This window comes from Streptomyces sp. NRRL S-87, from assembly GCF_000719335.1.
GTDB lineage: Bacteria > Actinomycetota > Actinomycetes > Streptomycetales > Streptomycetaceae > Streptomyces.
Genome location: NZ_JOGB01000002.1, coordinates 62,015 through 88,835, shown reverse-complemented (window position 1 = coordinate 88,835; position 26,821 = coordinate 62,015). Strand labels below are relative to the sequence as shown.

General features: G+C 74.6%; 23 protein-coding genes, 5 tRNA genes and 1 pseudogene. 19 read left to right on the top strand and 10 right to left on the bottom strand.

Features of this window, described 5'->3' with window-relative positions; translation table 11 throughout:
• Nucleotides 1–89 precede the first annotated feature (89 nt).
• Nucleotides 90–1,574: a hypothetical protein gene (locus tag IF43_RS0101505; RefSeq protein WP_030192877.1), complete on the top strand. Its 1,485-nt coding sequence runs from the start codon at nucleotides 90–92 to the stop codon at nucleotides 1,572–1,574.
• An 85-nt stretch (nucleotides 1,575–1,659) separates the two neighbouring features.
• Here the strand turns inward: IF43_RS0101505 and IF43_RS0101500 are convergent, their stop codons facing one another.
• On the bottom strand, nucleotides 1,660–2,433 hold the full coding sequence (locus IF43_RS0101500) for a 1-acyl-sn-glycerol-3-phosphate acyltransferase (RefSeq protein WP_078909852.1): 774 nt from the start codon (nucleotides 2,431–2,433) through the stop codon (nucleotides 1,660–1,662).
• Between the two features lie 174 nt (nucleotides 2,434–2,607).
• Between IF43_RS0101500 and IF43_RS0101495 the strand changes: the two genes are divergently transcribed.
• The 3 genes from IF43_RS0101495 to IF43_RS0101485 all read left to right on the top strand — a co-directional run bounded on the left by IF43_RS0101495 (nucleotide 2,608) and on the right by IF43_RS0101485 (nucleotide 4,956).
• Entirely contained in the window at nucleotides 2,608–3,816 is a 1,209-nt protein-coding gene (locus tag IF43_RS0101495; protein ID WP_030192873.1) for a glycerophosphodiester phosphodiesterase, read from the top strand.
• A gap of 89 nt (nucleotides 3,817–3,905) precedes the next feature.
• A complete protein-coding gene (locus IF43_RS0101490; protein ID WP_030192871.1) occupies nucleotides 3,906–4,412 on the top strand; it encodes an RNA polymerase sigma factor in 507 nt (168 codons plus the stop codon).
• Between the two features lie 37 nt (nucleotides 4,413–4,449).
• The gene (locus IF43_RS0101485) at nucleotides 4,450–4,956 is read left to right on the top strand and encodes a GNAT family N-acetyltransferase (protein ID WP_030192869.1); all 507 of its coding nucleotides are present in this window, start codon (nucleotides 4,450–4,452) and stop codon (nucleotides 4,954–4,956) included.
• A gap of 57 nt (nucleotides 4,957–5,013) precedes the next feature.
• On the opposite strand, the gene IF43_RS35960 is transcribed toward IF43_RS0101485, so the two are convergent.
• Nucleotides 5,014–5,400 (bottom strand): hypothetical protein, encoded by a 387-nt coding sequence (locus IF43_RS35960; protein WP_037887180.1) that lies wholly within the window; start codon nucleotides 5,398–5,400, stop codon nucleotides 5,014–5,016.
• Between the two features lie 79 nt (nucleotides 5,401–5,479).
• On the bottom strand, nucleotides 5,480–5,848 hold the full coding sequence (locus IF43_RS0101475; RefSeq protein ID WP_030192864.1) for a hypothetical protein: 369 nt from the start codon (nucleotides 5,846–5,848) through the stop codon (nucleotides 5,480–5,482).
• Between the two features lie 54 nt (nucleotides 5,849–5,902).
• Between IF43_RS0101475 and IF43_RS42320 the strand changes: the two are divergent.
• The 9 genes and pseudogenes from IF43_RS42320 to IF43_RS0101430 all read left to right on the top strand — a co-directional run.
• Nucleotides 5,903–6,139: pseudogene (locus IF43_RS42320) on the top strand (HAD-IA family hydrolase); the annotation flags it as partial.
• Nucleotides 6,140–6,523: 384 nt separating this feature from the next.
• On the top strand, nucleotides 6,524–7,585 hold the full coding sequence (locus tag IF43_RS0101465) for a methionine ABC transporter ATP-binding protein (protein ID WP_030192860.1): 1,062 nt from the start codon (nucleotides 6,524–6,526) through the stop codon (nucleotides 7,583–7,585).
• Entirely contained in the window at nucleotides 7,582–8,250 is a 669-nt protein-coding gene (locus IF43_RS0101460; RefSeq protein ID WP_030192858.1) for a methionine ABC transporter permease, read from the top strand. The genes IF43_RS0101465 and IF43_RS0101460 overlap by 4 nt, the downstream gene beginning before the upstream one ends.
• 80 nt (nucleotides 8,251–8,330) lie before the next feature.
• Nucleotides 8,331–9,194 (top strand): MetQ/NlpA family ABC transporter substrate-binding protein, encoded by an 864-nt coding sequence (locus IF43_RS0101455; RefSeq protein WP_030192855.1) that lies wholly within the window; start codon nucleotides 8,331–8,333, stop codon nucleotides 9,192–9,194.
• A 258-nt stretch (nucleotides 9,195–9,452) separates the two neighbouring features.
• A complete protein-coding gene (locus IF43_RS0101450; RefSeq protein WP_234331913.1) occupies nucleotides 9,453–10,094 on the top strand; it encodes a GNAT family N-acetyltransferase in 642 nt (213 codons plus the stop codon).
• A 126-nt stretch (nucleotides 10,095–10,220) separates the two neighbouring features.
• Nucleotides 10,221–11,423 carry a precorrin-6y C5,15-methyltransferase (decarboxylating) subunit CbiE gene (gene cbiE / locus IF43_RS0101445; protein WP_030192852.1) on the top strand — a complete coding sequence of 401 codons (1,203 nt, stop codon included), beginning with the start codon at nucleotides 10,221–10,223 and terminating at the stop codon, nucleotides 11,421–11,423.
• Between the two features lie 432 nt (nucleotides 11,424–11,855).
• Entirely contained in the window at nucleotides 11,856–15,575 is a 3,720-nt protein-coding gene (cobT, locus tag IF43_RS0101440) for a nicotinate-nucleotide--dimethylbenzimidazole phosphoribosyltransferase (RefSeq protein WP_030192850.1), read from the top strand.
• Nucleotides 15,576–15,808: 233 nt separating this feature from the next.
• On the top strand, nucleotides 15,809–17,059 hold the full coding sequence (gene cobA / locus IF43_RS0101435) for a uroporphyrinogen-III C-methyltransferase (RefSeq protein ID WP_030192848.1): 1,251 nt from the start codon (nucleotides 15,809–15,811) through the stop codon (nucleotides 17,057–17,059).
• 124 nt (nucleotides 17,060–17,183) lie between these two features.
• Nucleotides 17,184–18,002, top strand: a complete 819-nt coding sequence (locus IF43_RS0101430) for an RNA methyltransferase (RefSeq protein ID WP_030192845.1) — start codon at nucleotides 17,184–17,186, stop codon at nucleotides 18,000–18,002.
• Nucleotides 18,003–18,048: 46 nt separating this feature from the next.
• Here IF43_RS0101430 and IF43_RS0101425 read toward each other — a convergent pair whose 3' ends face one another.
• Entirely contained in the window at nucleotides 18,049–19,296 is a 1,248-nt protein-coding gene (locus tag IF43_RS0101425; RefSeq protein WP_199922655.1) for a serine/threonine-protein kinase, read from the bottom strand.
• A 597-nt stretch (nucleotides 19,297–19,893) separates the two neighbouring features.
• On the opposite strand from IF43_RS0101425, the gene IF43_RS0101420 reads away from it, so the two are divergent.
• From IF43_RS0101420 to IF43_RS0101410, 3 genes are all read left to right on the top strand, one after another.
• Nucleotides 19,894–20,076, top strand: coding sequence for a hypothetical protein (locus tag IF43_RS0101420; protein WP_030192839.1), 183 nt, complete (start codon nucleotides 19,894–19,896; stop codon nucleotides 20,074–20,076).
• A gap of 281 nt (nucleotides 20,077–20,357) precedes the next feature.
• A complete protein-coding gene (locus IF43_RS0101415) occupies nucleotides 20,358–21,326 on the top strand; it encodes an aminoglycoside phosphotransferase family protein (protein WP_037887147.1) in 969 nt (322 codons plus the stop codon).
• 69 nt (nucleotides 21,327–21,395) lie between these two features.
• Nucleotides 21,396–21,686 carry a zf-TFIIB domain-containing protein gene (locus IF43_RS0101410; RefSeq protein ID WP_030192836.1) on the top strand — a complete coding sequence of 97 codons (291 nt, stop codon included), beginning with the start codon at nucleotides 21,396–21,398 and terminating at the stop codon, nucleotides 21,684–21,686.
• Nucleotides 21,687–21,862: 176 nt separating this feature from the next.
• Here the strand turns inward: IF43_RS0101410 and IF43_RS0101405 are convergent.
• The 5 genes from IF43_RS0101405 to IF43_RS0101385 all read right to left on the bottom strand — a co-directional run bounded on the left by IF43_RS0101405 (nucleotide 21,863) and on the right by IF43_RS0101385 (nucleotide 22,336).
• Nucleotides 21,863–21,937: transfer RNA gene (locus tag IF43_RS0101405), tRNA-Val, on the bottom strand.
• Nucleotides 21,938–21,985: 48 nt separating this feature from the next.
• Nucleotides 21,986–22,057 (bottom strand) — tRNA-Val (locus tag IF43_RS0101400).
• A 21-nt stretch (nucleotides 22,058–22,078) separates the two neighbouring features.
• A tRNA-Val gene (locus IF43_RS0101395) sits at nucleotides 22,079–22,150 on the bottom strand.
• Between the two features lies 1 nt (nucleotide 22,151).
• Nucleotides 22,152–22,225, bottom strand: a tRNA-Cys gene (locus IF43_RS0101390).
• 38 nt (nucleotides 22,226–22,263) lie between these two features.
• Nucleotides 22,264–22,336 (bottom strand) — tRNA-Gly (locus IF43_RS0101385).
• Nucleotides 22,337–22,688: 352 nt separating this feature from the next.
• Between IF43_RS0101385 and IF43_RS0101380 the strand changes: the two genes are divergently transcribed.
• Entirely contained in the window at nucleotides 22,689–23,744 is a 1,056-nt protein-coding gene (locus IF43_RS0101380; protein WP_030192834.1) for a chorismate-binding protein, read from the top strand.
• Nucleotides 23,741–24,565, top strand: a complete 825-nt coding sequence (locus IF43_RS0101375) for an aminotransferase class IV (protein ID WP_030192832.1) — start codon at nucleotides 23,741–23,743, stop codon at nucleotides 24,563–24,565. The genes IF43_RS0101380 and IF43_RS0101375 overlap by 4 nt, the downstream gene beginning before the upstream one ends.
• 107 nt (nucleotides 24,566–24,672) lie before the next feature.
• Here IF43_RS0101375 and IF43_RS0101370 read toward each other — a convergent pair whose 3' ends face one another.
• Nucleotides 24,673–25,791 carry a hypothetical protein gene (locus IF43_RS0101370; RefSeq protein ID WP_158939129.1) on the bottom strand — a complete coding sequence of 373 codons (1,119 nt, stop codon included), beginning with the start codon at nucleotides 25,789–25,791 and terminating at the stop codon, nucleotides 24,673–24,675.
• 158 nt (nucleotides 25,792–25,949) lie between these two features.
• On the opposite strand from IF43_RS0101370, the gene IF43_RS0101365 reads away from it, so the two are divergent.
• Nucleotides 25,950–26,810, top strand: coding sequence for a GNAT family N-acetyltransferase (locus IF43_RS0101365; protein ID WP_030192827.1), 861 nt, complete (start codon nucleotides 25,950–25,952; stop codon nucleotides 26,808–26,810).
• Nucleotides 26,811–26,821 lie beyond the last annotated feature (11 nt).

The following is a 26,821-nucleotide window of genomic DNA, read 5'->3' as shown; positions in this document are numbered from 1 at the left end:
AGGACCCGCTCGGCCGCTGACGCACCGCCAGCGGCCACTGCTCCGCCGGGAGTTGACAGTATGATCGCACGAGCGGCAGCATCCGCCCGATGGAGATCACCGACCTGACCCCGGCGGAGCGCCGCATCTGGCAGGCGTTCCCGTACGACGAGGGCGTGGACTTCCGCGGAGACCCCGACGAGGACGCCGCCGACGGCGCCGCGTGGGGCCCCGACCGCACCGTACGGGCCGAGGTCCTGCGCGCCCTGCTCCTGACCGCCCCCACCCGCGAGGGCGCCGCCGCCGGCCTCACCCTCCACGGCGCCCGGATCACCGGCACCCTGCGCCTGAAGTACGCCGCGATCGACCACCCGGTACGCCTGCGGACCTGCCACTTCGAGGAGGAGCCGGACCTCTACGGGGCCCGGATGCGGGTCCTGGCCCTCACCGACTCCGTCCTGCCCGGCCTGGAGGCCTCCAACCTGGACCTCGAGGTCTACCTCCGGCTCTCCTGCGCCCGCATCACGGGCCAGGTACGGCTCTCCGGGGCGCGCATCGGGGGCGGGGTGTTCCTCAACGACGCCGTGATCGGCACCCCCGGAGCGCCCGTCCGGCACGACGAGTCCCAGCCCACCAGCCTGCTGCTCAACCACACCACCGTCGGCACGGACATCCGCGCCAAGCGGCTCACGGTGCACGGCCGGTTCCTGCTCAACGGCACCACCGTGGCCGGCCGCGTGCTCCTCGATTCGGGGTCGTTCAGCAACCCGGGGGGCAGCGCCATCCACGCCGAGACCCTCTCCGTCGGCACCGACCTGTCCGCCAAGGACATCCGGGCCGTCGGCCGGGTCGACCTCAAGGGCGCCCGCATCCCCGGCCAGCTCGACCTGCACCGCGTCACCCTCTCCAACCCGGGCGGCCTGGCGCTGCGGGTCACCAGCGCCGACGTCGGGGAGCTGTGGCTGCGCGGTTCCGAGCCCGTCCGCGGCACCGTCAGCCTGCGCCGCTCCCAGCTCGACCTGCTCCACGTGCCGACCGAGGTGCTCCCCGACGGGATCCTCCTGGACGGCCTGACCTACCGCACCCTGGCGCCGCACCGCCCCGCCGAGGAGCGGCTGCCGCTGCTCGAACGCGACGAGGCGGGCTACCTGCCGTACGCGTACGAGCAGCTCGCGGCGGCCTACCGCACGGCGGGCGACGAGGCGGGCGCCCGCACCGTCCAGCTCGCCAAGCTCCGCCGCCACCGCCGGACCCTGCCCCGGTACGCCCGGATCTGGGGGATCCTGCAGGACGCGACCGTCGGCTACGGCTTCCGCCCCATGCGGGCGGCCGGATGGCTGGTGGCGCTGCTGCTCGTCGGATCCGTCGCCTTCGCGGTGCACCACCCCGCCCCGCTCAAGGCGGACGAGGCGCCGCAGTTCAACCCGGTCTTCTACACGCTCGACCTGCTGCTGCCGATCATCGGCTTCGGCCAGGAGAGCGCCTTCGCGCCGGCGGGCTGGCAGCAGTGGCTCTCGTACCTGCTGATCGTCACCGGCTGGACGCTGGCCACCACCATCGCCGCGGGCATCACCCGCGCCCTGAGCCGGCAGTAGTCACGAGCGCACGAAAAACGGCCGGACCCGACGGGTTCCGGCCGTTTTCGGAGCCTCGGCTCCTTGGAGCCTCAGGCGCGAGCGCTCACGCGGCTTCCTTCGCCTTGGTCGCGTACATGTCCACGTACTCCTGGCCGGAGAGGCGCATGACCTCGGTCATCACCGAGTCCGTGACGGCCCGCAGCACGTACCGGTCGCGGTCCATGCCCTCGTACCGGGAGAACTCCATCGGCTCGCCGAACCGCACCGTGACCTTGCCCGGCCGGGGCAGGCCCGCGCCGCCGGGCTGGAGCTTGTCGGTGCCGATCATGGCGAAAGGCACCACGGGCGCCCCGGTCATCAGGGTCAGCCGGGCGATGCCGGTACGACCGCGGTAGAGGCGGCCGTCGGGGGAGCGGGTGCCCTCCGGGTAGATGCCGAAGATCCGGCCCTCCTCCAGGATCCGGCGGCCGGTCATGAGGGCGGCCACGCCGCCGTTCGCCCCGTCGCGGTCGACCGGGATCATGCCGACACCCGTGAAGAACCAGGCCATCAGGCGGCCCTTGAGGCCCTTGCCCGTGACGTACTCGTCCTTGCCGATGAAGCACACCTGCCGCTCGCAGACCAGCGGAAGGATCATCGAGTCGATGAAGGTGAGGTGGTTGCCCGCAAGGATGACCGGACCGGTGCCGGGGATGTTCTCGGCCCCCTCGACCTGCGGACGGAACATCATGCGCAGGAACGGTCGAAGTGAAGCCCTGATCAGCGCGAAACGGGACAACGTGAGCCCTCCGGCGTCTTGAGTCGTTCGTGCACCGCGGTGCAGCGCAACGTCGGTGCAGGTGAGGACGATACTCGCGCGTCGGGGTGGAGCGCACATCGGGTTCACGTATCCGATACGCAGTGTTGACGCGTGTTTCCGTCGTGTTCCGGCCGCGATCGCCCCCGCGCAAGGTCGCGCTGCCTACCATCACCGGGCCGAATTCTCGGGCCGGAGGACCCCGGAGACCCCGGGTGGAGGGCCCGCCGAGCCGATCAGCCGAGGAGCACACACATGACACAGGGTGGGACGGCGCGTCGCCGGGTGCTGGGGGCGGCCGTGCTGGCCGCGGGCGGTACGGCCGTGGGCCTGGGGACGGGCCCGGCCGCTGCGGCCCAGGCCCGGGACGCGGGCCCGGCCTCCGGGGCCGTACGAGCGGCCGCCGAGCGGACCGCCGGGGACGGCGGCGGCACCGGCCGCGGCTACCGGAGCCTGCCCGTGCCGACGGTCATCGGCCACCGCGGAGCCAGCGGCTACCGGCCCGAGCACACCCTCGGCTCCTACCAGCTGGCCCTCGACACGGGCGCCCACGTGATCGAGCAGGACCTGGTCCCCACCAAGGACGGGCACCTGGTCTGCCGCCACGAGAACGAGATCGGCGGCACCACCGACGTCGCCGACCACCCCGAGTTCGCCGGCCGCCGCACCACCAAGACCGTCGACGGCGTGACGGTCACCGGCTGGTTCACCGAGGACTTCACGCTCGCCGAGCTCAAGACGCTGCGCGCGAAGGAGCGCATCCCCGCGGTGCGCCAGCGCAACACCCTCTACGACGGCCGCTGGGCCGTGCCCACCTTCGAGGAGGTGCTGCGCTGGGCGCGCCGCGAGGGCCGCCGCCGCGGCCGCGAGGTGTGGCTGCACGTCGAGACCAAGCACCCCACCTACTTCCGCTCCCTCGGGCTGGGCCTGGAGGAGCCGCTCGCGAAGCTGCTGCGCCGCTACGGCCGCGACCGCCGCGACGCCCCGCTGTTCCTCCAGTCCTTCGAGCCCTCCAGCATCCAGCGGCTGGCCCGCCTCGTGGACGCGCCGCGCGTGGTGCTGCTGTCCGCCGCGAACACCCGCCCCTGGGACTTCGAGCAGGCCGGGGACCCACGTACCGTCGCGGACCTGGTCAAGCCCGAGGGGCTGGCCTGGATCGCGGGCTTCGCCCAGGGCATCGGGCCCACCATGGACCTGATCCTGCCGCGCGACGCCGCCGGCCGGCTCGGCACCCCGACGACCCTGGTGGCCGACGGCCACGCGCGCGGGCTGGTCCTGCACCCCTACACCGCGCGCAACGAGAACGCCTTCCTGCCGGCGGACTTCCGCAAGGGCACCGACCCGAACGCCTACGGCGACGCCTTCGCGGCCTTCCGCCGGTACTTCGAGCAGGGCATCGACGGGATCTTCACCGACCAGCCGGACACCGCACTGCTGGCCGCCGCCGACTTCCACGGCCGCTGACCCTCCGCGGCGCCGGCCCGCATACGTCCGTTCGGGTGAGCCGCGGTCCGTGGGGCAACTCCGGGCCGCGGCCGTCGCGTCCCCCGGGCATGGACCTGGTGACCGAACTCGGCCCGCTGCTCTCCGCCGAGGCGGCGGCCGAGGCCCCCGCCGCGGGAATCGACCCCGCCGACCTCGAACAGGCCGTCTGGCTGCGCCTGCTGGAGCGCGACACGGCCGCCGCCCGCCCGCCCGAGGCCGCCCGCTGGCTGCGCCGCGCGGTACGGGCGGAGGCCCGTCGGGCCCGCCGCCGCGCGCTGCGCGAAGTGCCGTACGGGGACCGCCCGGCAGGGGGCGACCGAGGGCCGGAGCCGTCGGCGCTGGCGGGGGAGGAGGAGCGGGTCCTCCGGTCGGCCGTCGCCCGGTTGCCCGGACGGTGTCCGGAGCTGTTGGACGCGTTACTTTCGCCCCGGGACCTCACCTACCGGGAAATCGCAGGTGAGTTGGGTATCTCACAAGGAAGTTTGGGGCCCGTTCGTTCCCGTTGCCTGGGATGTCTGCGCAGAATGCTCGCGGCAGAGGTTGCGGCTCCTGAACGGCGGGGAAAGGAGCGGTAGACCGACGGGCTACCAGGTGAGCGGGAGGCATGCGCACATGGGCATGAGCGTGACCATCTCTGCGGCGAACGCGGAGGACGCCGAGCAGATCTTCAGACTGCAGTACCTGTGCTTCCAGAGCGAGGCCGAGCTCTACGGCAACTACCGCATCGACCCGCTCGTGCAGTCCTTCGACTCCGTCAGGGCCGAACTCACCGCGGACTGCGTGATGGTGGCCCGGCTCGGGGACGAGGTGGTCGGCATGGTGCGCGGCTCCGTGGACGAGAAGGGCACCGCCGCCATCGGCAAGCTCGGCGTCCACCCGCGCCTGCAGGGCCACGGCCTGGGCGCCCGGCTGCTGCACGCGGTCGAGGCCGCGCTGGCCGAGCGCGGGGACGCGGTCCGGTACCGGCTGTTCACCGGGCACAAGAGCGAGGGCAACCTGAGGCTGTACCGGCGCGCCGGGTACGTGGCGGTCGGCGACCGCACCGGCGAGGACGGGGTCCGGCTCATCGTGCTGGAGAAGGAGGCGCCCACGGTGGACTCCTTCGCGGTCAGCGCCTGAGCGGCCGCGGTGCGCGTACGGGCGCCCGTACGACCGTACGCGCGCCCCGGCGGTCCGCTACGCGGGCGCGCGCCGGGCGCGGCGCAGCCAGAGCATCCCGGTCACCGGCAGGAGCACCGGGATGAACAGGTAGCCCATGCCGAAGTCGGACCAGACGGTCGCGTCGGGGAAGGCGTCCGGGCGCGCCAGCGTCCAGGTGCCCACCGCGAGCACCCCGGCCAGCTCGGCGGCGCAGCACACCAGCGCCGCCTTGCGGGCCGCCTCGCCGCCGCGCACCAGCGAGTAGGTGATGAACGCGTAGACCAGCGCCGCCACGGCCGACAGCGAGTACGCCAGCGGCGCCCGGTCGAACTCCGTGGAGATCTGGTAGGCCGAGCGGGACACGGCGCCGACCACCATGACGCCGTACAGCCAGACGAGCAGCAGCCCCGGGCCCTTGACCAGGCGGCGGTCCCGCGCGGACGCGGCGGACGTGGACCCGGTCGCGGTCCCGGACTCGGTCGCGGCCCCCGCCGCGGAGGTCTCAGGCACCGGTGCCTCCCCAGATGTCGGTGAGCCGCACTTCCAGTACGGCCAGGACCACGGCGCCCGCGGCGACGGTCACCGAGCCCCACTTGGTGCGCTCGGTCAGCGAGAGGAATCCGGCGGCCGGGATCGCGCAGAGCGCGCCGATCAGGTACGCCGTGAAGATCACGCCACCCTCGTCGGGCTCGCCGCCCTGCGCCAGCTTGACGATGCCGACCACCAGCTGGGCCAGCGCCAGCACGGTCACCACGGCCATGCCGATGAAGTGCCAGTCCTTGGTCGGCTGGTCCCGGTAGGCGGCGAGTCCGCACCACCCGGCCAGGGCCAGCGCGGCCACGCCGAGGGTGAGGGTGAGGGCATCGAGCATGCAGCGAGGGTATTACGGGTCCGAAGACCCGGTGCGCCGGGCCCCCGCCCCGGGTCCCGGGGCAGGCCGCACCCCGAGCCCTTCTCGCTCGGCGCCCGGCGGCCGGGTGCCGACCCGGCGGACTGCGTGGTCCCGGAGGACGCCCCCGCCGGGCTCGCGGCGGGTCACGCGACCGGCATGCGGACCGTGGCCTTGACCACAACGCACCCCGCCGGGGCGCTGTTCGCGGACGCGGTCGTACCGGACCTTTCGGCGGTGTCCGTCCAGGTCAGGAACGGTGTCCTGGAGGTCGGGACGGAGGGCTGGGCAAGTCCGGTCCTGTCCGGTATGCGGCCGAATTCTGTCCGGTATGCGGACAGAATTGATCGCCTCGGCGGACGGTCTGCTTTACTGGGGCCCATGACCACGACGAGCAGCCGCACCCTTGCGACCGAGGCGATGATGACGCCCGGTGCTCGTTGTATGTGTCGAATGTGCGCCTTCTGAGGGCCCCTTTCCCGCGCCTCGCGCCCCGAAGCGAGACCCCGGCCGAGCCTGTCCGCCCCGCGGAACGCTCCCGCCCCGCGCACGTGTTGACGCCCGGTTCCTCCTGGTTTCGACCCGTATCGCGTCCCCAGATGCAACGCCCCGTGCCCGGCGCCGCACCGCCGCGCACTCGACAGCGACGGAATTCCTGTGATCACCACAAAAGGCCTCACGAAGGTCTACCAGTCCCGTGGCCGCGAGGTCACCGCCCTGGACGGCGTCGACCTGCACGTCCGCGAGGGTGAGATCTACGGCGTCATCGGACAGAGCGGCGCCGGCAAGTCCTCCCTCATACGCTGCGTCAACCTCCTGGAGCGTCCCACCTCCGGCACCGTGACCGTGGACGGCACCGACCTCACCGCGCTCGCCGGCAACGGCCGCCGCGCCGGCAGGGAACTGCGCGAGGCCCGCAGCCGCATCGGCATGGTCTTCCAGCACTTCAACCTGCTGTCCTCGCGCACCGTCGCCGCCAACATCGAGCTCCCCCTGGAGATCCTCGGCGTCGACCGCCGCGAACGCAGCCGCAAGGCACTCGAACTCCTCGACCTCGTCGGCCTCGCCGACAAGGCCGGCGCCTACCCCGCCCAGCTCTCCGGCGGCCAGAAGCAGCGCGTCGGCATCGCCCGCGCCCTGGCCGGCGACCCCAAGGTGCTCCTCTCCGACGAGGCCACCAGCGCCCTGGACCCCGAGACCACCCGCTCGATCCTCCAGCTCCTGCGCGACCTCAACCAGCAGCTCGGCCTGACCATCCTGCTCATCACGCACGAGATGGACGTGGTCAAGAGCATCTGCGACTCCGCCGCACTGATGAAGAAGGGCCGCGTCATCGAGTCCGGCACCCTCTCCGAGCTGCTCGCCACCCCCGGCTCCGAGCTCTCCGCCGAGCTGTTCCCGGTGAGCGGAGCCGCGACCGGCCCGGAGCGCACCGTCGTGGACGTGACCTTCCGCGGCGAGTCCGCCACGCAGCCGGTGATCTCGCAGCTGTCGCGCACGTACAACATCGACATCTCGATCCTCGGCGCCGCGATGGACACCGTCGCCGGACGCCAGGTCGGCCGCATGCGCATCGAGCTGCCGGGCCGCTACGAGGACAACGTCGTACCCGTCGGCTTCCTGCGCGAGCAGGGCCTCCAGGTGGACGTGGTGGACGACAGCCTGGCCGCCGCGGAGGCGGTCGCCGAGGCCGAGCTGATCAAGGACGGTGCCCAGTGACCTGGTCGGAAATGCAGCCCCTGCTGACCCAGGGCACGTACGACACCCTCTACATGGTGCTGTGGTCCACCCTGGCGACGGTGGCCGGCGGACTCCCGCTGGGCCTCCTCCTCGTCCTCACCGACAAGGGCGGACTGCTCCAGAACCGGGTCCTCAACAAGGCCATCGGCGTGGTCGTGAACATCGGCCGCTCGCTGCCCTTCATCATCCTGCTGATCGCCGTGATCCCGTTCACGACCCTCGTGGTCGGCACGTTCATCGGCCCCAGCGCGATGATCGTCCCGCTGGCCATCGGCGCCGTCCCGTTCTTCGCCCGCCTCGTCGAGACCGCCGTCCGCGAGGTGGACCACGGACTGGTCGAAGCCGTCCAGTCCATGGGCGGCGGCGTGCCCACCCTGGTCTGGAAGGTGTTCCTGCCGCAGGCGCTGCCCTCGCTCGTCGCGGCCGTGACCACCACCGTGATCACCCTCATCGGCTACTCCGCCATGGCCGGCGCCGTCGGCGGCGAGGGACTCGGTTCCAAGGCCATCACCTACGGGTTCCAGCGCTTCGAGACCGGCTTCATGGTGGCCACGGTCGTCGTGCTCGTCGTACTCGTCACGGTGATCCAGCTCGTCGGCGACGGCGCGGTACGGCTGCTGGCCCGCCGCGGCCGCACCGCCTGACCCCCAGACCTTCCTCTCCCCACTCAGCCCGCACTCGTTGTGCTCGGGCGCAGTCAGCACCACCCAGAAAGGCACTCTTCGTGCGCAAGAACACCAAGCTCACCGCCGCCGCCCTCGCCACCGCCGGGCTCGCCCTCGGCCTCACCGCGTGCGGCACCTCCTCCGACCCGTCCTCCGCCACGGGCGACGGCGCGAAGGCCGACGGCTCCAAGCCCCTGGTCGTCGCGGCCTCCCCGGTCCCGCACGCCGACATCCTGAAGTTCGTCAAGGACAACCTGGCGGCGAAGGCGGGCCTCAAGCTGGAGGTCAAGGAGTTCACCGACTACGTCCTGCCCAACACCGCCACCCAGCAGGGCCAGGTCGACGCCAACTACTTCCAGCACAAGCCGTACCTCGACGACTTCAACGCCAAGAACAAGACGGACATCGTCCCGGTCGTCAACGTGCACCTGGAGCCCCTCGGCCTCTACTCCAAGAAGGTCAAGGCCCTCACGGACCTCAAGGCCGGCCAGACCGTCGCCGTCCCGAACGACACCACCAACGAGGGCCGCGCCCTCCAGCTGCTGGCCGCCAACGGCCTGATCAAGCTGAAGGACGGCGTCGGCACCAGCGCCAAGCTGTCCGACATCACCGACAAGAAGGGCCTGGAGTTCAAGGAGCTGGAGGCCGCCACGGTCCCGCGCGCCCTGAACGACGTGGACGCCGCCGTCATCAACGGCAACTACGCCCTCGAGGCCGACCTCAAGCCCGCGAAGGACGCCCTGGCCCTGGAGAAGGCCGAGGGCAACCCGTACGCCAACTTCCTGGCCGTGAAGCGCGGCAACGAGAACGACCCGCGGGTCAGGAAGCTCGCCGAGCTGCTGAACTCGCCCGAGGTCAAGAAGTTCATCGCCGACACGTACGACGGCTCGGTCATCCCCGCCTTCGGCAAGCCGGCCGCCTGATCCGGCACGCCCCGGACGAGCCCGCCGGACCCCGGAACCTCAGGTTCCGGCGGGCCTGGTCCGGCGTACCCGCAACCGCCCGGAACCGCACCGGGCCAGGGACGACTCGGCCCCGCACCCTCCTGAGCCAGGGGTGCGGGGCCCAGTCATGCGCACCCGAGGGCCGATGCTGCATGCTGTGCCAGGAAAGCCCTCTCTAACTGGCCGTCAAAGGCCCTGAAAAGGCCCGGAATCCGGTCCCACGGCATGGAGCTGCGCATGACTACCACCTTCCCGGACGTCTCCATCAGCACCGACCGGCTGGTGATGCGACCTTTCGAGGAGGCCGACGTCATGGCGCTCGCCGAGATGATGAACGACGAGCTCGTCACCGCCTGGACCTCCGTCCCGCACCCCTACACCGCCGCCGACGCGCGGGCCTGGGCGGGCCGCCTCGCCCCGGCCGAGCGCACCGAGGGCAGGGGCATCGTCCTCGCGGTCACCGAGTTCCTCACCCAGCGCCTCGTCGGCATCGTCCACCTCCGGAACACCGACTGGCGCACCCGCAGCGCCGAGGTCGGGTACGTCACGGCCCCCTGGGCCAGGGGCGAGGGCTACGCCAGCGAGTCCGTGCTCGCCGTCGCCCAGTGGCTCTTCCGCGACCAGGGCTTCGAACGCCTCGAACTGCGCACCGCCGCGGACAACACCGCCTCCCAGCAGGTGGCCCAGAAGATCGGTTGCATCAGTGAAGGCGTCCTGCGCAACGCGGGCATAGTCCGCACCCAGACCCTCGACGGCGGCTGGGCGGAGGTCCGTACCGATCTCATCGTCTGGAGCCTGCTGCCCGAGGACCTCGACGGCGTCGACGACCAGCTCGCCGACGCGGGCGGCTACACCGCCGGACACACCGACTGGAACTAGCCCCGCTGTCCCGACCCGAACCGACCAGGACGATCGGGCCGGGCCCGCCGAGCCCGCGCCCGCGTACGCCGTGACCAGGTAGTCTCACGGGTACCGCGCGGTACGGACCAAAGGAGACTGACGCACATGGCCGACCGGGTCACGGTGATCGGCTGGGACGGCTCGCCCCTCACCGCGGCCGCGAAGTCCGCGCTGTCCGCCGCCACCCTCGTGGCGGGCTCCGCCCACCACCTGGACCTCGCCGAGATCCCCCCGGCCGCCGAGCGCGTCCGCCTGGGCAGCATCGGCCTGGCCGCCCGTACGATCGCCGGCCACCGCGGCACCGCCGTGGTCCTCGCCGACGGCGACCCCGGCTTCTTCGGCGTCGTACGCACCCTCCGCGCCCCCGAACACGGGCTCGAGGTCGAGGTCGTCCCCGCGGTCTCCTCCGTCGCCGCCGCCTTCGCCCGCGCCGGCATGCCCTGGGACGACGCCCGCGTGGTCGTGGCCCACCCGCGCACCCTGCGCCGGGCCGTCAACGTCTGCCGCGCCCACCCCAAGGTCGCCGTGCTGACCTCCCCGGGAGCGGGCCCCGCCGAACTGGCCCTGCTCCTCGACGGCGTCCACCGCACCTTCGTCATCTGCGAGGAACTCGGCACCGCGCGCGAGCAGGTCACCGTCCTCACCTCCGACAAGGTGGCCGACCACACCTGGCGCGACCCCAACGTCGTCATCGTCATCGGGGGCGGCGGCACCGTCGACGGCGTCGACGGTGGCTGGCTCGCCGGCGCCCACCCCGGTGCCGCCCGCGAGCGCGGCTGGGCCCGCGCGGAGGAGGGCGCCACCGAGGGCGCCGGCGGCCAGCTGCGCGCCGCCCAGCTGGCCCGCCTCGGACCCCGCACCGGCGACCTCGTCTGGGACATCGGCACCGGCACCGGCGCCCTGGCGGTCGACGCCGCGGCCTTCGGCGCCGCCGTCATCGCGATCGACGCGGACCCACGCGCCTGCGAACGCGCGACCCTCGCCGCCCGGGCGCGGGGCGTCCAGCTCCAGGTCGTCCACGGCCGTGCCCCGCACGTCCTCGAATCCCTCCCCGAGCCCGACGTCGTACGCATCGGCGGGGGAGGGGCCGACGTGGTCACCGCCTGCGCCGACCGGCGCCCCGAGCGCATCGTCGCCCACGCGGCCACCCGCGACGAGGCGGAAGCCCTCGGCCGCGCCCTCACCGACAGCGGCTACGACGTGGAGTGCGTCCTGCTGCAGTCCCTCTGCCTCGACCCGCACAGCTGGGACGAACGCGAGCGGTCGGTCGTCTTCCTCCTCTCGGCGCAGCGCGCGGAGAGCCGCTGAGGCACGGCGGCGCGCGCCGGAGCGTTCGCCGGGCGACCCGTCCGGCCGTCCGGCCGTCCGGCATGCGGAACGGGCCCGGCGCGGGGCGCCCCGTGATCCTGACGGCGCGCCACGCGCGGTAGGCTGGCCGACCGTTGTACTGCACTGGACCGTGCGGGTGATTCCCGTCCCAAATGTCCGGACAAGGCGCCCTGCTCGGGCGCCTTTTGTGGTACGGCGAGACCGGAGGACGCGCAACGTGGCGCAGTCCACAGCGGGCCATGGCGGTAAAGGCTGTCATGGCGGCGAACGACCGCGACAATGCTTGTTGTCGGCGGGCGTTCGTGCCGCGCGGCTCACCCGCTCGTTGTTCATACGGGCGCCGGGTGTGCCGCGATCGGGCGCCCCGGGCGACCTGATCGAAGAAGCACAACCGATGGGCGAGGGGTACGCATGACTGACACCGGCCAGGTTCCGGGCGAGGGTCTCCCGGAGAACGCGGGCATGGTGGATCAGCAGGGCGGCATCCCCGCCGCGGAGCCGGGCCTCCCGGTTGCGGGCGCGTACACCTATCTCGACCCGGCCGACAACGGCGCCGACGAGGACGAGGTGCTGCTCATGCCCAGCGGCACCGGCCAGGGCGTCTGGAGCGACCCCCAGATCGTGCCCCAGGCCGCGCCCGCGCCCTTCGCCGAGGACCCCTTCGAGACCGGGTCCTTCCAGACCGGGAGCTACGAGCCGGGCGCCTTCGAGACCGCCGGCTACGACCCGGCCGCCACCCAGGCCCCGGGCGGTGCGGGCCTCCCCGCCCCCGGCGGCTACGAGATGGGCTCGCACGAGGCCGGCGGCCGCGACTCCGGCGCCGTGGACCTCGGCGGCGTCCGCATGACGCCGCCCGCCGGCGTGCCCACCACCCCGCCCCCGGCCCGCCGCCCGCTGCACATGGGCCCGCCGGTCCCCGACGCCACCGGCGGGGTCGTACGCTCCCTCGCCGACCGGGGCCCCGCCGCCCCGGCCGAGCCGGTCCCCGCCGCGCCGCTCGCCGCGCCCGCCGCCCCGGTCGCCGCCACCGCGCCCGCGGCCATGCCGGTACGCCAGCCCGGCCCGCCGACCACCGGCCCCGAGTACTTCGACGTAGCGCGCACCGAGCACCTCGACGCGGGCGTGCTGCCCGGCCCGCAGCTGGGCGAGATCCCGCCGCAGGCGGGCGCCCCCTGGGGTGCGGAGGCGCCGCAGGTCGCCGCTCCGGTGGCGCCGGCCGCCGTCGCCGAGCCCGTGCCCGGCGCGGCACCGGAGGCCGCGGCCGCGCCCGGCGCACCGGTCGGCCCCGGCACCGCCGGTGCGCCGGTCCCGCCCGCGGCCGCCGACCCGGGCCTGCCCGGCGAGGCCGCCGGGCAGCCGGTCGCCGTCCCCGGTGGACCCGCCGAAGCGGTCGTGGCGGCCGCCGTCCCCGCCCCGGCCCCGCAGGCCACCCCCGCCGAAGGTGTGGCCGTCCCCGCCGAGGTCCTCGCTGCCCCCGCGCCGGAACAGGCTGCCGCGGCGGCCCCCGCCGCTCCGGCCGAGCCCGTCGCGGCCGCCGCCGAGCCGGTGGCCGAGGCCGTCGCGCCCGCGCCCGGCCCGGTCCTGGCCGACGTCCTGGTCTCCGGCGGCGCCGCCGTCGCGGCCCAGCCCGCGCCCGCCGCGCCGGAGGCCCCGGTCGCCGAGTCCGTCGTCGCAGCTCCCGTCGTCGCCGAGTCCGCCATCGCCGATCCGGCCGCCGCCGAGGCCGCCGTCGCCGCGGCCACCGGTCCCGCCGAGCCGGTGGTGCCCGAGGCCGCCGTACCCGTGCAGGCCGCCGCCGAGCCGGCGGTCGTCGCGCCCGCGGAGCCCGCCCCGGCGGAGTCGCAGCCCGTCGCCGAGGCCGCCGTCGAGGCGCCCGCCGAGGGTGCCGCCCAGCCGCTCGCGGCCGAGGCAGCGCCCGCGGCCGAGGCCGCGGTCGGGCCGGCGCCCGAGCCCGTGGTCGTGGAGCCCGCCGCCGAGCCGGTCGCGGCCGAGCCGGTCCTCGCGCAGCCGATGGCCGCCGAGCCGGTCGCCGCCGAGGCCGCCGCCGCCGAGCCGGTCGCCGTGCCGGTCCCCCCGGTCGCCGCCGACGCGGTCGCCGCCGAGCCGCAGCCCGTCCCCGTACCGCAGCAGCCCGAGGCCCCGGCCGCCGAGGGTGACCCCGCGCAGGGCCCGGAAGCCGTGCCCGCCGAGGCCCTGACCGTCGTCCCCGAGACCCCGGAGGCGGCACCGGAGCAGCCGGCCGCCGCGTCCGAGGCCGTCGCCGCCACGGACGCCCTCGCCCCGCAGGCGCCCGCGGACCAGGCCGGCCCGGTGGAGCCCGTCGAGCCGACCGCACCCGTCGACGCCGCCGACGGGGCCGCCGGAGCCGACGAGGCCGCCGGAGCCGACGAGGACCGCCCCGCCCCGGCCCCCGGCTACGCCGACGCCGAGCGCGAGGCCGTCCTGCGGGTGATGCGCGAGCGCCGCGACATCCGCAACGGCTTCCGCACCGACCCGATCCCGCACGAGGTGCTGCTGCGCGTCCTGGAGGCCGCCCACACCGCCCCGAGCGTCGGTCACTCCCAGCCCTGGGACTTCGTGGTCATCCGCTCCGCCGACACCCGGCGCACGATGCACGAGCTCGCCACGCGCCAGCGCGAGGCCTACGCCAAGTCGCTCCCCAAGGGCCGGGCCAAGCAGTTCAAGGAACTGAAGATCGAGGCCATCCTCGACACGCCCGTGAACATCGTGGTCACCGCCGACCCGACCCGCGGCGGCCGCCACACCCTGGGCCGCCACACCCAGCCGCAGATGGCGCCGTACTCCTCCGCCCTCGCGGTGGAGAACCTGTGGCTCGCCGCCCGCGCCGAGGGCCTGGGCGTCGGCTGGGTCAGCTTCTTCGACGAGCGCGAGATGGTCCGCGCCCTCGGCCTGCCCGAGCACCTGGAGGTCGTCGCCTACCTGTGCGTCGGGTACGTCGACGAGTTCCCGGACGAGCCCGAGCTGATGCAGGCGGGCTGGTCCAAGCGCCGCCCGCTGTCGTGGGTCGTCCACGAGGAGACGTACGGCCGCCGCGCGCTGCCCGGCGAGGAGCCCCACGACCTGCTCTCCGAGACCGTCTCCAACATCCGCCCGCTCGACGCCAAGGCGCTCGGCGAGGCCTGGGAGCGGCAGAAGCGCATGACCAAGCCGGCCGGTGCGCTCGGCATGCTGGAGATCATCTCCGCGCAGCTGTCCGGGCTGTCCCGGATGTGCCCCCCGCCGATCCCGGAGCCCGCGGCCGTCGCGATCTTCGCGGGCGACCACGGCGTGCACGCCCAGGGCGTCACCCCCTGGCCGCAGGAGGTGACCTCCCAGATGGTCGCCAACTTCCTCGGCGGCGGCGCGGTCTGCAACGCCTTCGCGAACCAGGTGGGCGCCGAGGTCTGCGTCGTCGACGTGGGCGTCGCCGGCGAGCTGCCGGCCACCCCGGGCCTGCTGCCGCGCAAGGTCCGCGCCGGCACCGCCGACATGACCACCGGTCCCGCCATGACCCGCGAGGAGGCGATCGCGGCCATCGAGGTGGGCATCGAGACCGCCCGCGACCTCGTCGCGGCGGGCAACAAGGGCCTCCTCACCGGTGAGATGGGCATCGCGAACACCACCGCCTCCGCCGCACTGATCTCCGTCTTCACGGACACGGACCCGTCCGAGGTCACCGGCCGCGGCACCGGCATCAACGACGAGACCCTGGCCCGCAAGACCGAGGTCGTGCGCCGGGCCATCGAGTTCCACCAGCCGGACCCGGCGGATCCGATCGGCGTCCTGGCGGCCATCGGCGGCCTGGAGCACGCGGCCATGGTGGGCCTCGTCCTCGGCGGCGCGTCCCTGCGTACGCCGGTCATCCTCGACGGCGTCAGCGCCGGCGCGGCCGCCCTGGTGGCCCGCGCCATCGCCCCGGAGTCCCTGGCGGCCTGCATCGCCGGCCACCGCTCCGCCGAACCGGGCCACGTCGCCGCCCTGAACAAGCTCGGGCTGCGCCCGCTGGTCGACCTCGACCTCCGCCTCGGCGAGGGCACCGGCGCCCTCCTGGCGCTCCCGCTGGTCCAGAGCGCCGCCCGCGCCATGCACGAGGTGGCCACGTTCGACTCGGCCGGCGTCACCGAGAAGTAACCCGTACCGATTCCGCCGGCGGGGCTGCGACCGCAGCCCCGCCGGCGGCCACTCCGGCCCCGCCGGCGCCTGGGGGCGGCCGGGGGTCCGGGGCCCCGCCCCGCAGGGCGACGGTCCCGGCACCCGCCGTATCGTGGACCCGGCACGCACACGAAACCGCACGTCACAAAGGACACGCCGCTCCAGCGCAGCAGCGGCACCCAGGCACACCGCCCCTCAGGAGCCGCACCGCCATGGCAGCACAGGAACCCCAGGCCCCCGCGTACCCCGTCGGCCTGCGCCTCACCGGCCGGCGCGTCGTCGTCATCGGCGGCGGCCAGGTCGCCCAGCGCCGCCTGCCGGCCCTCGTCGCGGCCGGTGCCGACGTCGTCCTGATCTCCCCGTCCGCCACCCCCTCGGTGGACGCCATGGCGGAGACCGGTGAGATCCGCTGGGAGCGCCGCCGCTACCAGGAAGGCGACCTCGCCGACGCCTGGTACGCCCTGATCGCCACCCGGGACCGCGAGGCCAACGACCGGGCCTCCGCCGAGGCGGAGCGCGCGCGCGTCTGGTGCGTGCGCAGCGACGACGCCGAGGCCGCCACCGCCTGGACCCCTGCCACCGGCCGCAGCGAGGGCGTCACGGTCGCCGTCCTGACCGGCAACGACCCGCGCCGATCCGCCGCCGTCCGCGACGCCATCGTCGAGGGGCTCCGGGACGGTTCCCTGGCCGCCCCCGAGCACCGTACGAAGGACCTGCGCGGCCCCTCCGTCGCGCTCGTCGGCGGCGGTCCCGGCGACCCCGACCTCATCACCGTGCGCGGCCGCCGCCTGCTGGCCCAGGCCGACGTGGTCATCGCGGACCGCCTCGGCCCCCGCGACCTGCTCGACGAACTCCCCCCGCACGTCGAGGTCATCGACGCGGCGAAGATCCCGTACGGCCGCTTCATGGCCCAGGAGGCCATCAACAACGCCCTGATCGAGCACGCCAAGGCCGGCAAGGCCGTGGTCCGCCTCAAGGGCGGCGACCCGTACGTCTTCGGCCGCGGCATGGAGGAGGCCCAGGCGCTCGCGGAGGCCGGCATCCCCTGTACCGTCGTGCCTGGCATCTCCAGCTCGATCTCCGTGCCCTCGGCCGCCGGGATCCCCGTCACCCACCGCGGTGTGGCGCACGAGTTCACGGTGGTCAGCGGCCACGTCGCGCCCGAGGACCCGCGGTCGCTCGTCGACTGGGCCGCGATGGCCAAGCTCACCGGCACCCTGGTGGTCCTGATGGGCGTGGACAAGATCGGCGCCATCGCCGCCGCGCTCGTCGCGCACGGCAAGGCCGCCGAGACGCCCGTGGCCGTCATCCAGGAGGGCACCACGGCGGCCCAGCGCCGCGTGGACGCCACCCTGGCCACCGTGGGCGAGACCGTACGCGCGCAGGACGTCCGCCCGCCCGCGGTCATCGTCATCGGCGACGTCGTGAACGTGGGCGTCCCGCCGATCCCCACCACCGCCTGACATCCGGAAGGCGGCCGCCCGCGGCGGTCGCCCCACCCACCCGGGACCGGAGCCGAGTAACCGCGGGTAACCCATCTCGTGCCCGCCCGTTGGCACCACACCCAGGACAAGGCAGTATCACCCTGTGGCTGATCTCATCACCGTCGAGGACCCCGACGACCCGCGCCTGCGCGACTACACGGGCCTGACCGACGTCGAACTCCGGCGCAAGCGCGAGCCCGCCGAGGGCCTGTTCATCGCCGAGGGCGAGAAGGTCATCAGACGGGCCAAGGAAGCCGGCTACGAGATGCGCTCGATGCTGCTGTCCGCGAAGTGGGTCGACGTCATGCGCGACGTGATCGACGAGCTCCCGGCCCCCGTCTACGCGGTGAGCCCGGAGCTCGCCGAGCGCGTCACGGGCTACCACGTGCACCGCGGCGCGCTGGCCTCCATGCAGCGCAAGCCGCTGCCCACCGCCGACGAACTGCTGGCGGGCGCCCGCCGCGTCGTGGTGATGGAGTCCGTGAACGACCACACCAACATCGGCGCGATCTTCCGCAGCGCCGCCGCCCTCGGCATGGACGCGGTACTGCTCTCCCCGGACTGCGCTGACCCGCTCTACCGCCGCTCGGTGAAGGTCTCGATGGGCGCGGTCTTCTCGGTGCCGTACGCACGCCTGGACTCCTGGCCGCGCAGCCTGGAGACGGTCCGCGAGCACGGCTTCAAGCTGCTCGCCCTCACCCCGCACGAGAAGGCCTCGGCCATCGACGACGCCGCCCCGCACACCCTGGACCGGGTGGCGCTGATGCTGGGCGCCGAGGGCGACGGCCTGTCCACGCAGGCCCTGCGCGCGGCCGACGAATGGGTGCGCATCCCCATGGCCCACGGCGTCGACTCGCTCAACGTCGGCGCTGCCGCGGCGGTCGCCTTCTACGCGGTGGCCACGGGCCGCCCGGGCGCCTGAGGCCCCGCGCTCCCGTTCGCGACCCGACGCCTGCCGCGGGCTTCCCTCAGAACTTCTGCGCCGCCGCGATGCCCAGCGCCACGATCAGCGTGACCACCACGAACACGATCAGCCGCTGCCGCAGCAGCTTCCGGTCCGGCCCCGCCGGCCGCCGCGTCCCCGCCCCGGTGGCCCGGGCCGCACCCCGACCGTCCGTACGGGGGCCCGTGCGGGGCCTGGCCTGCGGGCCGGTGCGCGGTCCCGACCGCACGGTGTCGCGGGCCTGGCCCGCCACCGCGCCACCGGGGGTGCGCGGCCCCGTTCCGGAGGCCGGGCCCGTGGCCGGACGGGTGCCGGCGCCCTGCTGGGGGCGCGGCGCGGGGGTGCCCGCCGGCCGGCGCTCGGTGCGCTGGTGCGCGTACTGCTCCGCCAGCCGGCCGCTGGGCCGGTCCTGCTGCGTGCGCGGCGCCGGCGGCCGCAGGTCCGGCAGCCCCTGCGCCTCGCGGGCCGCGATCTCCTTGAGCCGCATCGACAGTTGGAGCGTGGTGGGGCGCTCCTCCGGGTCCTTGGCCAGGCAGGCCTGCACGAGCGGGGCGAGCGAGTCCGGCACGCCGTACAGCTGCGGCTCCTCGTGCACGACCCGGTACAGCATCACCTCGGAACTGCCGTGGCCGAAAGGCGAGTCGGCGGTGGCGGCGTACGCCAGGGTGGCGCCGAGCGCGAACACGTCGGTGGCCGGGGTCACGGCCGCGCCGCGCACCTGCTCGGGCGCGAGGAAGCCGGGGGAGCCGACGGCGGTGCCCACATGGGTGAGGGTGGACGCCCCGGTCGCCCAGGCGATGCCGAAGTCGATGATCCGGGGACCCTTGGGGGAGAGCAGGATGTTCGAAGGCTTGAGGTCGCGGTGGACGACCCCGGCCTCGTGCACGGCGACCAGGCCCTCCGACAGCGCGGCGCCGATGGCGGCGATCTGCGCGGCGGAGAGCGGGCCGCCCTCGTTGACCTTGTCGTGGAGCGAGGGCCCGGGCACGTACTGGGTGGCGAACCAGGGGCGCTCGGCGTCCAGGTCGGCGGCCACCAACCGGGCCGTGCAGCCCCCGCGGATGCGGCGGGCCGCCTGCACCTCGCGGGCGAAGCGGGAGCGGAACTCCTGGTCCTCGGCGAGGTCCGGGCGGATCACCTTGAGCGCCACGCGCTGGCCGCGCCGGTCCGAGCCCAGGTAGACCACGCCCATGCCGCCCGCGCCGAGGCGGCGGTGCAGCCTGAAGTTGCCGACGACACGCGGGTCCTCGCGCCGGAGCCGCATCATCGCCATGTCCACCCCGCTGCCCGGTCGTCCTGTTGACGTGGCACAGCTTACGGACGATCCGGCAAGTGTGCTCAGAGGCCGCGCCCTCCCGCCGGGATTCGATCGTCCGTGCGGCGGGGGCCACTTGAGGGTCGGTCAGGAACCGTGCGTCGAACGTCCGTACGAGATCCGTTCGACGGCAAATGCCTTGCGGTGAAGGGGGATTGACCCCCGCGGGACGCGTCGGTCCGCTCCGAGGGGCGCGCGGGCGGACGGACGTCCCCACGGACCGGCGCCCGCCCGGGCGCGGCGGCGGGCCGGACCCGGGGCGGACCGCGGGGCGGCCGGAAGTGATCGAAGTCACGCGGTGACGAGGTGTAAACGGCGTAGCGCCGCACCCCTTCCGGGATGACCCCTAGACGGGCGCCGCCGTCTCCACCCAGGGGAGTACACGGGAGGGCGGGGCGTCATCCTCCTGGAGGCCCGGGAATGGGTACGACGGCATGAGGACCGGGCGGCCGCGCGCTCCTAGGCTTGAGGTCAAGCGGCGGGTGAAGCACTCGTCCCCCGAGGTCACCAGCCCGCCGCTGCCAGATCGACGGGGAGAGGACCGGGGAGCGGACCATGGCGTACACGGCAGGGCGGACCATCCTCCGCACGCGGACGCGCAAGCCCTCCGGTACGCGCCACCCCCTGGTGGCCGCGGCGATGGTCCTCCCCCTCGCCGCCCTCCTGGTCGTCGTCTTCGGCGGCTGGGACGCGGTGGTGACACAGGCGTCGTCCGTGGGCGCGATGCTGGGGCGCTGAGAGGCGCCCCGGGCCCGGGAGAGCGGCCCGGGCCGGGACATCCGCGCCGGTGGCCCCGTGGGGACGGGGGCGCGGCGGACGGCAGTGAGAAAAGGGTGCCGCCCCAGGACCGAGAGGTCGCGGGGCGGCACCCTTTCGCGCGGACGCGTCGGCCCCTCCTCCACGTGGCTGCGCTCCCGGCGCGGCTGCGCACCGGGATGTGGGTTCGAGGACCGGTGGCGCGTACGATCCTGGGGTTGCGGCGCAGGCCGTACGACCGACCGGGGACGACTGGGGGCACCGTGAACGCGCGCTTCGCGGCGGAACTCGCCGCGCTCGTCACCTGCGCGGGCCCGCGCGGCCGCACCGGCGTACCCCGCCAGCACACCCTCCTCGCCGACCGCCCCGACGGCACCGTCGTGCGCAGCGGCAACGTCGTCGTCAAGGCCCACGCGCCCGGCACCGACCAGGCGCAGCTGGCCGTACGCGTCCGCCTGGCCGCCGCCCCGCCCCTGGACGGGATCCTGCTCGCCCCGCTGCCGGTGCTGACCGCCGAGGGCGCGTACACCACGCTCCTGCGCGGTCGCGCGGTGACGGCCTGGCCGCACGGCGCACCGGTGGACCCGGCCGCGCCCGAGGCCGCTCCGTGGGAGGACGCGGCCCGGCTGCTGGCGAGGCTGCACGGCCTGCCGGCCGCCGTGCTGCCCGAGCCGCTGCCACCGATGCGCGGTCCGGCGAAGGTGGCCCGCGCCCTGTCCCGGATGGCGGCCGCCGGGCCGCACCCCGACGCGGCGACCGTGCTGGCGGCGGCGGCCCGACTGCCCGCGTGGGCGCGCGGCGAGGGTCCGGCCCCCGCCTCGGCCACGGTGTGCCACGGCGACCTGCACCTCGGTCAGCTGGTCCGCCACCCCGTCCCCGACGGGCCCTGGCTCCTGATCGACGTGGACGACATGGGGCTGGGGGACCCGGCCTGGGACCTGGCCCGTCCCGCCGCCTGGTACGCGGCCGGCCTCCTCGACCCGGAGGTGTGGGAGCGGTTCCTGGGGGCCTACCGTGCGGCGGGCGGTCCGGCGGCCGGTCCGGCCGGCCGGGACCCGTGGCGGGAACTGGACGTGGCGGCCCGCGCCCTGACGGTGCAGACCGCCGCGCTCGCCATCGCCAAGTCCGTCCAGGAGGAGCGCGGACTGGACGAGGTGGAGCGGATGATGGCCGACAGTTGTTCCCGAATTGCCACACTCCCGCCGGACTTGGAGTCGGTGCTTCCGTCGTAGGGTGAGGCTCACGTCGCCGGGCAGGATTCCGGGGACGACCACGTCCGACGGCGAGGAGTGAAGCCGATCATGCAGTGCCCGAAGTGCCACGCCATGATGCACACGTACAACCGCAACGGTGTCCAGATCGAGCAGTGCAGCGGCTGCCGCGGCATATTCCTGGACTACGGGGAGCTGGAGGCGCTGACCCGCCTGGAGTCGCAGTACGGCCAGCACGTCCCGCCGCCGCCGGCGCCGCCCGCCTACCCGGCCGGCCAGGCGCCCGCCTGGGGTGCCCCGCAGCACCACGGCGGCCACGGTCACCACGGGCACCACGGCCACCACAAGAGCGGCTTCGGCCGACTGCTGTTCTCCTCCTGAGGCACCGGCCCGCGCGGCCGCCCTTCGACGACGTGACGCGCCTGGCGCAGCCCTCCGGCCGCCGGGCGCGTTCCCGTTCCGCCACCCACCCACCGACCGCTGCTCCCCGTCGGGCAGGCGCACGGCCCCGGGCAACGCAGAAGCCCCGGCCGATCGGGTCGGCCGGGGCTTCCGGGTGGTGCGCGATACTGGGATTGAACCAGTGACCTCTTCCGTGTCAGGGAAGCGCTCTCCCGCTGAGCTAATCGCGCGGGGACCTTCTTCGCGTGATGCGAAGCCGCAGGTCGGGCGGTGTTGCGTGCGCGATACTGGGATTGAACCAGTGACCTCTTCCGTGTCAGGGAAGCGCTCTCCCGCTGAGCTAATCGCGCGGGTGATCCGTGAGGATCCAGTGGACGATACTGGGATTGAACCAGTGACCTCTTCCGTGTCAGGGAAGCGCTCTCCCGCTGAGCTAATCGTCCTTGGAGGTGGAGACGGGATTTGAACCCGTGTAGACGGCTTTGCAGGCCGTTGCCTCGCCTCTCGGCCACTCCACCAGGAGTCTGCAGGGGGTCGGGAAGATCCCCCACATTCGAGCGGACGACGAGATTCGAACTCGCGACCCTCACCTTGGCAAGGTGATGCTCTACCAACTGAGCCACGTCCGCAGGTCGCCGGTGTTGCTTCCGGGGTTTTTTCCCTTCGCTCCCCGGCGACGTGTTGAACTCTAGCGGATTCCCGGGCCAGCTCAAAAACGCGTTTGCGCAGCGTGCTGCGGTGGGTTCACCGGCCGCCACCGCACCGTCCACCGGGCGCCACCCGCCGGCGGGCTTCCGGCGGCCCTTCGACGGCCCTCCGGGCCCACCCCCGTCCAGCTCAGCGCCCCCGCCGCCGTCCCACCACCGCCCGGCCGCCACCCCGCCGCCGCCCGCGCGTCGCCCCCGCGCCGGAGACGGGCGCCGGAGCCGGGCCACGCCGTCCCACCGGCGGCCCCCCGCCACCCGTCCTACACTCACAGCCGTGCAGTACCTCCCTCCCCTCGCCCGCTTCGGCGGCCTCCTCGCAACCGACCTGCGCGACGTGACCAGCGATCCGTCGGCCCTCGACTCCACCGGCTTCTGGGCCGTGGCGGCGGACTTCGAGGGCCGCCTCGTGTGCGCGCGCTTCGGGGACGTCCGCCCCGACCCGGTCCCCGCACCCGTGGCGGGCGGCTGGCACGGTCCCGCCACGGACGCGTGGACCTCCTCCCTGGACCGGGAGGCCTACGTCTCGGGCGTACGGCGCATACGCGAGCACATCGCCCGCGGCGAGGTCTACCAGGCCAATCTCTGCCGGGTGATGTCCGCGCCGCTGCCCGACCCCGCCGCCGACGTGGACGCGCTGACCGCGCTGCTGGCCCGGGGCAACCCCGCGCCGTACGCAGGAACGATTCGGCTTCCGGCGCACGGCGTGGAGATCGCCACCGCCTCGCCCGAGCTGTTCCTGCGCCGCACCGGCCGCACCGTCGAGTCCGGTCCCATCAAGGGCACCGGCCGTACCGCCGCGGACCTGCTGCCCAAGGACCACGCCGAGAACGTGATGATCGTCGACCTGGTCCGCAACGACCTCGGTCGCGTCTGCGCCACCGGCTCCGTGACCGTCCCCGAGCTGTGCGCGGTGGAGGAGCACCCCGGCCTGGTCCACCTCGTCTCCACCGTGCGCGGCCAGCTCGCCGACGGCGCCGGCTGGCCCGAGCTGCTCGCCGCCACGTTCCCGCCCGGCTCCGTCACCGGCGCCCCCAAGTCCTCCGCCCTGCGGATCATCGCGGCCCTGGAGACGGCGCCCCGTGGCCCGTACTGCGGCGGCATCGGCTGGGTCGACGCCGACCGCGGCACCGGCGAGCTGGCCGTCGGCATCCGCACCTTCTGGATCGACCGGGAAGCCCCGGCGGGCCCCAGGCTGCGCTTCGGCACCGGCGCCGGCATCACCTGGGGGTCCGACCCCGAGCGGGAATGGGCCGAGACCGAGCTGAAGGCCGCCCGACTGCTCGCGGTAGCGTCGGGCACGCACGAGGCGACGGGAGGAACCGTACGGTGAGGATCTGGCTCGACGGAGAGCTGCGGGACGCGGACGGCGCACGGGTGTCGGTGTTCGACCACGGGCTGACGGTGGGCGACGGCGTCTTCGAGACCATCAAGGCGGCGGACGGGCGGCTCTTCGCGCTCACCCGCCACCTGGACCGGCTGGCCCGGTCGGCGCGCGGCCTGGGCCTGCGCGAGCCCGACCTCGACGAGGTCCGCCGCGCGTGCGCCGCCGTCCTGGAGGCGAACCCGATGCCGCTGGGCCGGATGCGGATCACGTACACCGGCGGCCTCTCGCCGCTCGGCTCCGACCGGGGCGACGCCGGCCCCACGCTGGTGGTCGCGCTCGGGGCCACCACCCGCCGGCCCGACAGCACGGCCGTCGTCACCGTCCCCTGGGTACGCAACGAGCGCGGCGCCCTGACGGGCCTGAAGACCACGTCGTACGCCGAGAACGTCGTCGCCCTCGCCCGGGCGAACGCCGCCGGCGCCTCGGAGGCCCTGTTCGCCAACACGGTCGGACAGCTCTGCGAGGGCACCGGGTCCAACGTCTTCGTCGTGCTCGACGGGGAGCTGCACACCCCGCCCGTGCCCTCGGGCTGCCTCGCCGGGATCACCCGCGCGCTGGTCGTCGAGTGGTCCGGCGCGAAGGAGACCGACCTGCCCCTGGCGGTGCTGGAGAGCGCCGACGAGGTCTTCCTGACCTCGACGCTGCGCGACGTCCAGGCCGTCCACCGCGTCGACTCGCGCGACCTGCCGGGCGCCCCCGGGCCGGTCACGGCCGAGGCGATGCGGACCTTCGACGCCCGCGCGGCGGAGGACTGGGACCCGAAGTAGCCCCGCGGCGGCGCCGCCCCCGTTCCCGCCCCGGTTCCCGTCCCCGCGCGGTCCTGCGCGTCGGGCCTGGCCGCGGGGGCGGCGGCCGGGTGGCGGGGGCGGGGCGGTCAGCCGGCCTGGGCCGCCCGGGCCCGCTCGGCGAGCAGCTGCGTGAGGCTCGACAGGTCCTCGGCGCTGTAGCTGCGGCTCTCGTTGTCCTTGCCGACGACCAGGGTGAGCACGGTGCCGGTGCGCACCATGGTGATGCGGCTGGTGTGGGTTACGTACGCGGCCCCCTGGCTCGTCGAGAGCACGACGGCCAGGCGTTCGTCGCCGATCTGCCCGATCGTCAGGGCGTGCGCGCCCTGCTCGCGGGCCGCCCCCGCCTTCTTGGCGTACGCCGCCCGCGCCGTGGCCTCGTCCGGGTAGGCGAACACCCGGAACTCGGTCTCCATGGAGTACCGCCCGAGGTAGAGCGAGCGCGCCTCGTAGGAGGATCCGTCGTCCTGCGAGGACGGGGCCGCGGTCGGGGCGCTCTGCTCGACCCACCCTGCCGGCAGGCTCGCCGCGTCCGGGAGGACGGCCCGCGCCGCCTCCGCGTCCGCCAGCGCTGCCGCCCGGGCCGTCGTGCCGCCCGCGGTGCCCGAGCCGCCTCCCGTGCCACCCTCCGAGGTTCCCTCGCGGCCCGAGCCGTCACTGCCCGGCGCCGGTCCGTTCCCGTGCCATCCGGGTGCGGCGCCGGGCCGGCCCGGATCGTCGCCCAGCAGCTGCGCGCCGCCGTAGACGAGGATCACCACCAGCACCGCCAGCCCGGCGCACACCGCGACCAGGGCGGCCCGTCCCGAGGGCGTGTCGGCGAAGGTCACCGGGCCCAGGGCGATGGTGCTGCCGCGCACCCGTGACCCGCCGTCGATCACGATGCTCCCCGGGCCGTGCGGTGCCGGCGGCGCGGGCGGCGGCGGACCCGCGAGCAGCGGGGCCAGGGCGCGGGCCAGCTCGGCGGCGAACGCGCCGTCCGCCGCCACGAGGGACGCCAGTTCGTCCCGCAGTCCCTCGGCCGCGGCCTCGTCCCCGGGTCGCTCGTCCACGGCCGCCAAAGCCGCCCGTCCCGTCGCACCGGCGGTGAGCCGCTGCCGCACCAGGTCGGAAAGGGCCTGGCCGGCCCCCGTGGCTGCGGCCCCCGCCGCCCCGCTGCCCAGCTCGGTCATCGTGCGGACGGCCGCCGCCACCAGCTCCGTGGAGTCCACGGACACCCCCTGTGTGTGGTGTACACGACTTCTTCAGAGCGGCCCAGTATGCGGCAACTACCTTGCAAGCGCAGCAGGTTGGCATCGCGGCGTGGCCTCCCCCGGGGCTCCGGGCGGAGAGGTGACGGACGGGGGGTCCGGCGGGTAGAACACCTGTGATGACCACGACACTGCGGCCGGCCGGGCCGCTCCAGGAGACCGGGGACGGAGCGCGCTCGCGCCCGTACGAGGTCCGCGTGAACAGCCGCGTCGTCGGGACGGTCGAACTCGCCGCCGACACCCCGTTCGGCCCGTCCGTCGGCGTGATCCGCGGCCTGTGGATCGACCGGCCGGACCGGCGCCGCGGCCGCGGCACGGTGGCCGCGCTCGCCGCAGAAGAGGTGCTGCGCGGCTGGGGCTGCCGGCGGATCCAGGTCGCGGTGCCGGCCGAGGCGGTCGAGGCGCTGCGGATGGCGACCGCCCTCGGCTACACCGAGGCCGGCCGGAACATGGCCAAGAAGATCGCCGCCCGGCCGCCCGCGCTGCCCCGCGGCGCGGTCGGCCGCCCCATGACGGCGGGGGAGTACGACGCATGGCTCGCCCGCGCGGTCGCGGCGTACGCGCGCACGTGGGCGGAGCGGGGACTGCCCGCCGCCGCCGCGGAGGCGAAGTCCCGCGCCGACCACGCACAGAACCTGCCGCGGGGCCTGGAGACTCCCGGTACGACCTTCACCGTGCTGGAGCACGGCGGGCAGCCGGTCGGGCACGTGTGGACCGCGGCCGGCCCCGCCCTGCCGCGCGGCGACTCCGCCCTTCCCGGTGGCGTGACCTCGTACGTCTTCGACGTCGAGGTGGCCGAGGAGCACCGCGGCCGGGGCCACGGCCGGACCCTGATGCTGCTGGCCGAGCGCGCCGCCGCGGGGGCCCGCTCCCGGCTGCTGGGCCTGCAGGTCTTCGCGGACAACGCCCCGGCCCTGGGCCTGTACCGCTCCCTGGGGTACCGCACGGTGCAGTTCACCCTCGGCAAACCCTTGATCTGAGCGGCTGGTCC